This window comes from bacterium (assembly GCA_024224155.1).
Lineage (GTDB): Bacteria > Acidobacteriota > Thermoanaerobaculia > Multivoradales > JAHEKO01 > CALZIK01.
On sequence record JAAENP010000151.1, the window covers coordinates 1 to 5,047 of the forward strand.

Sequence of the window (5,047 nt, forward strand, 5' to 3'; positions counted from 1 at the left end):
GTGTCGCTGCTCATGGCAAAGGCTCCCGGAAGACTGGCATGGTGGGGCTGGGCCGAAAAGCTCTGCCGAAGGCGAAGGTTTTCGGGGCGCTACTCGACACAGCCCTCCCTCGTCTCCTCCACCAACCGATCGACCACCGCCTTGAGATCGCCGGTCTCGCGAAAGACCTTGAGCTGACGGTCGGCGCTGGTGCCGCCGGCGAGGATGGTGTGCAGGTATTCGACCTCGGAGCGGCTGCCGAGCTCGTCGACGACGTCGTCGACGAAGTCGAGCATCTCGAGCGCGAGCTGTTTCATCGGCGCCTCTTGCCGCTTGCCGAAGTCGATCAATCGACCGTCGATGCCGTAGCGCACGGCGCGCCACTTGTTCTCGGTGATCAGGTGGTGCCGGTAGATACGCCACGACTGATTGTCGAGCCGCAGCTTGATCACCTTGGCGACGATCGCTTGCACCAGGGCCGCGATACACACGGCTTCGTCGATCCTGGTGCAGATGTCACAGACCCGGAACTCGATGGTCGGGAACTTCGAGTGTGGCCGGACGTCCCACCAGATCTTGGTCGGCTCGTCGATGCAGCCGGTCGCAACAAGCGTGTCAATGAAACCGTTGTAGTCCGCCCACGACTTGAGATTCGGCGGCAGGCCGGTGCGCGGCAGGCTTTCGAAGATCACCGTGCGGTAGGACTTGAGCCCGGTGTCGCGGCCTTGCCAGAAGGGCGAGCTGGTGGTCAAGGCGAGCAGGTGCGGTAGGAAGTAGCGCGCCTGGTTCTGGACGTCGATCAACAGCTCCTTGTCCTCGATGCCGACGTGGACGTGCATGCCGAAGATCAGCATCCGGCGGGCGAGCTCGGCCATATCGGTGCGCAACTTCGTGTAGCGCGCGCCGATCGAGATCTCCTGGGTGGCCCAGGACGAGAACGGATGGGTGCTCGCGGCCGCCACCCGCAGGCCGTTCTTGGCCGCCAGCTCGCAGATCGAGCTGCGCAGGCGAACCCCGTCCGGCCTGACCGCTTGGATGTTCTGGCAGATGCGACTGCCGACCTCGACCTGAGACTGGAGGAACTCCTTCTTGATCTGGTCATGCAGGACGACCCGGCCTTGCTCCATGAGCTCCTGGATGTAGGACTTCAGCTCCCGGCTTTCGGGATCGATGATCTGGTACTCTTCCTCGATGCCGAGAGTCAACGGTGGCAGCGACATAGAAACTCCCTTCAGCGATTCGCGGAGGGCCTTTCGGCTTGGCTTATTGACGAGTTTAGCACTCGACCGACAGCAACGGCCGACGTAAGGAGTCCTGATGACAGCAGAGAACGGTGCGGATCAGAGGTTGACGGGAGTCAGCGGAGCGGAGAAGCCGGCGCCGCCGCGGCGTACCCGGCGGGCGGCGATCCATGGTCTGTTGGTCGCCATCGACGTACCGGAGCTGTCGTCCCAGCCATGGGTCGTCGACGGCATCGACCTCAACTCCAAGGGCATGGGGCTGGTCTTGCCTCCCGAGCTCCTGGCGGGTACACGGGTACTGTTGAGTTTCAAGCTGGGCGAGCATGAGCTGTCGCGCCTGCCGGCCACGGTGCAGCACAAGGTCGGAGTGTCCGGGGGGGTGCGCTTCGAGACCTGGCCCGACTCCGAGCGTCTGAAGCTGCTCGAGTTCCTGGCCGGCGTCTACGAAAGGCTGGAGTAACGCCCCGAAAACCTCCGCCTTCGGCGGTGCTTTTCGGCCCAACCCCACCGTGCTAGCAGCCTGTGGCTACTAAGAGCAACAGACTGCTAGCGAAGCCTGCGGCCTCAAACCGACGAGATCCTGACTATGGCAAGGCAGGCGTAGGGGTGGACCTTGTGTCCACCCGCCGTCGGCGTCAGCCGGCGGTCTTGGGCCGACACAAGGTCGGCCCCTACATGATCCAGCACTCCGGCAAAACTTGACTCAACTGTGAAGATTGGGGGATCTGAAGAGATGTCTAACGAAGCTTCGCCTCAAACCGACGAGGTGTTGGAGGGTGTCTAGCCAGTAGGAAAGGTTGGCGCCAGCCGATCGGCCGGCGTACTCGATAGGAGTGTCTTCTCCTATATGGAGTAGCATTACGAGTCGACTCTTACCACAAAGGAGACTCGATGATGCCCAACCTCTTCACCATTATGCGCGATCACGTCACCCTGTCCACCACTTGCATCGATCGGCTCTACCTCAACGGCTACATGCCGCGGCTCCAACGCCCCGGTCAACTCAGCTACTTCCTGCGAGGGCACCTCGGCAACCCGATCCCCTCGCCGGCGTTGTTTCCTCCCCTTCGGCAGCGTTTCGTCAAAGGGCTAGATCGCTTTGTCGGACGCTATGACGTGCCGCGCGTCCCCTTCAAGAGAGGAGACCGCAAAGACGAGATCGCCGCCCAATACCGCGCTCGGTTTCAACAGTCCGAGGGCGTGGTGTTCGTGGGCGTGGCCCAGGAGAAGATGTCGTCCTTCAAAGCCAGTAAGGGCTCAGGACTGGCCTTCAGCTTTCGGCGCGAGCCCGTCTATGTCAACCACTACTACTTCTACGTTCAGGATCGCCAATGGGGACCCGCGTTCGTCAAGGTCGGCAGCTACATCCCCTACCCGGTGAAGCTGTGTCTCAACGGCCATGAGTGGGTCAAGCAGCAGCTGCGGCACGAAGGCATCGCCTTCGAGCCCCTGGACAATGGCTTTCGCTGGTGTGAGGACCCGCAACGGCTGCAACAGATCTGCGATCGTCTCACAGCCCGAGACGTCGAGGACTTCTTTGAGCGCTGGTCTCATCGGCTGCCTTGGCCGCTTACAGAGGAGGACCGCGCGGCGGGCTACCGACATCAGCTCTCCATTTGGCAGCTCGAGGTCAGCCTCACCCAGATCTTCGACCGACCGGTTCAGGGCCGACACTTCTTTGAAGAGGTCATCCGGGAGAACCTGGACCTGGGTCGCCCCGATCGGGTCAGCTTGGTGTTTCCTACCCGCCATACTCGCGCGACCCGCGCTCCCAAGCGCGGCTACTGCACTCGCGTGATCACCCAGGGCGTCAACCCCAGCCTGCATGTCTACTACAAGAGCTCCCACCTGAAGCAATACTTCAAGGACGGGCGTGGCTTACGCAGCGAGCTGACGATCAACAACACCTTGGACTTTGGCGTCAACAAAGGCATCGAGAACCTCGATCACTTGGCGGACCTGGGGCGCCAGGCCAACCGCAAGCTGCTGGAGATCGAGCGGGTCTCTCACCACTGCGGCTTCAGTGACCCGAGCCTGGAACGTCTCCAAAAGCCCACGGTAGAAGGCAAGCAACGGGCGTCGGCCATGCGCTTCGCTGATCCGCGGGTCATGGCGCTGCTACAGGCGCTGTGCGGCTTCTTCCATATCCCGCACGGATTCCGCCACCGCGATCTGCGGCCTCGTGTGGCGGACCTGCTCGGCCGCTCGCTGGATCAATACACTTCCGGGCAGATGACCTACGACCTGCGGCGGCTGCGTCTGAAGGGGATCATCTCGCGCATCCCGAAGACCCATCGCTACATCGTCACCACCTACGGGCTGAAGATCGCCCTGTTCTTCTCCAAGGTGTATCTGCGGATCCTGCGCCCGGGCTGGCTGGTCCTCGCTGAGGCCACCCAGAGCTTCGTCGGACCGTTGCGCCGAGCCTTCGATCGAGTCCAAGCTGAGATTGACCGTCTCTGTCATGATGCCCGGCTCGAACCCGCAGCAAACACCTGACTTCCAGCCCCGAGCGACCTCCAGCGTATTCAGCCTGGGACCTCAGCCCCAGATTGGGGGAATCTATCCTCCCCCACCTGAAGGGGCGCAACCTCGTCCCGGAAGGCGACAGCTGATGGGCTAAGACTCTCTTTCGCCCTTCAGCGCGAGTCTCTAGAGGTCGATTGAGCCCAAGGCTGCGTCCCGGACTCGATACTGCCGCCCTCCGGGGCGCTTTCGACCTCGAAAACTTGACTCAATTGTGAAGAAACGGAATCTGAAGAGATGTCTAGCGAAGACTGCGGCCTCAAACCGACGAGATCGTTGCCCTGAAAGGGCGCAAGCGTATAGCCCGGGGCCGCACGAAGTTGCGCTGGCGCGCCTCTGGCGCGACGAGCGCGACGCAGTGCGAGCCCCGGGTTCTCGAGCCCCCAACCTACTCGCCCTGGAAGGGCGAAACTTCAGGTGGCGATGGCGTCATGTTGCGCCCCTCCGGGGCGCCGGTTCTGGGGTGACCGCCAACCCGGGGCTCACTCCGCCTCGCCGGGGCTCGGCGTCGCCAGCCCCGGGCTATACGCTCAGGCCCCTCCGGGGCCACGCGGTCCAACCGACTCGAAACTTGACTCACCGAAGCCGCTCCTGAATCGATCTCAGCCTGACGATCCACGACAACGGCTCTCCCGAAGCCCTGCGGCGGGCCGAGGAGATCCTGCGGCAAAAAAACTGGACGGCCGTGTAATAACTCCGCCGGACGAGCGTTTTCCATCTTGAAAGAGGAAAGACCGTCACGAGGAGGAACCTTTGCTAGCACTCACCCACGCCGAATCACTTCCCGGGCCGTCGGGAGACCTGGAGCGCATCTTCCAGCAGAACAGCTCCCGGGTCTTCGGGACGGCCTATCGCGTCACCGGCAGCGCCCAGGACGCCGAAGACTGCCTGCAGACGGTCTTTCTGCGCCTGCTGCGTCGCCAGAGCTCCCTCGATCTCTCTCCCAACCCCGGGAGCTACCTGCACCGGGCGGCGATCAACGCGGCGCTCGACTTGATGCGCGCCCGTTCGCGCTCGCGCTCGATCCCGCTCGACGATCTGGAGGTACCGCCGGCGGACGGCGAGCACGCGGGCCCCGACCGGCGGCAGCAGGACCGCGAGATGCGACGCAGTCTGCGCCAGGCGATCCTGCAGCTGTCGCCCAAGAGCGCGACGATTTTTTCCATGCGGTTTCTCGAAGGCACCCCGAATCGGGAGAGCGCAGAAGCCATCAACAGGACGCAAGCCGCGGTGAACGTGTCGCCTCACCGGGCGCGCAAACAGGTCAAGGAAGAACTGGCCAGTTTCGTAGGAGGTAAGTA

Annotated in this window: 4 protein-coding genes; 3 read left to right on the forward strand and 1 reads right to left on the reverse strand. The window is 62.9% G+C overall.

The window, feature by feature from the left end:
- Window positions 1-89: 89 nt before the first annotated feature.
- Window positions 90-1,199, reverse strand: coding sequence for a carboxylate-amine ligase (locus GY769_08805; GenBank protein ID MCP4202019.1), 1,110 nt, complete (start codon window positions 1,197-1,199; stop codon window positions 90-92).
- A 97-nt stretch (window positions 1,200-1,296) separates the two neighbouring features.
- On the opposite strand from GY769_08805, the gene GY769_08810 reads away from it, so the two are divergent.
- The 3 genes from GY769_08810 to GY769_08820 form a co-directional block, all read left to right on the forward strand.
- A complete protein-coding gene (locus GY769_08810) occupies window positions 1,297-1,680 on the forward strand; it encodes a hypothetical protein (protein MCP4202020.1) in 384 nt (127 codons plus the stop codon).
- Window positions 1,681-2,717: 1,037 nt separating this feature from the next.
- Window positions 2,718-3,719 carry a hypothetical protein gene (locus tag GY769_08815; protein ID MCP4202021.1) on the forward strand — a complete coding sequence of 334 codons (1,002 nt, stop codon included), beginning with the start codon at window positions 2,718-2,720 and terminating at the stop codon, window positions 3,717-3,719.
- A gap of 780 nt (window positions 3,720-4,499) precedes the next feature.
- The coding region (locus GY769_08820; protein MCP4202022.1) for a sigma-70 family RNA polymerase sigma factor at window positions 4,500-5,047 on the forward strand (548 nt) is incomplete at its 3' end.

Bases quoted from the DNA above. Each gene is read 5' to 3' on its own strand.
- GY769_08805 (MCP4202019.1), bottom strand. From the start codon at position 1,199: ATGTCGCTGCCACCGTTGACTCTCGGCATCGAGGAAGAGTACCAGATC.
- GY769_08810 (MCP4202020.1), top strand. From the start codon at position 1,297: ATGACAGCAGAGAACGGTGCGGATCAGAGGTTGACGGGAGTCAGCGGA.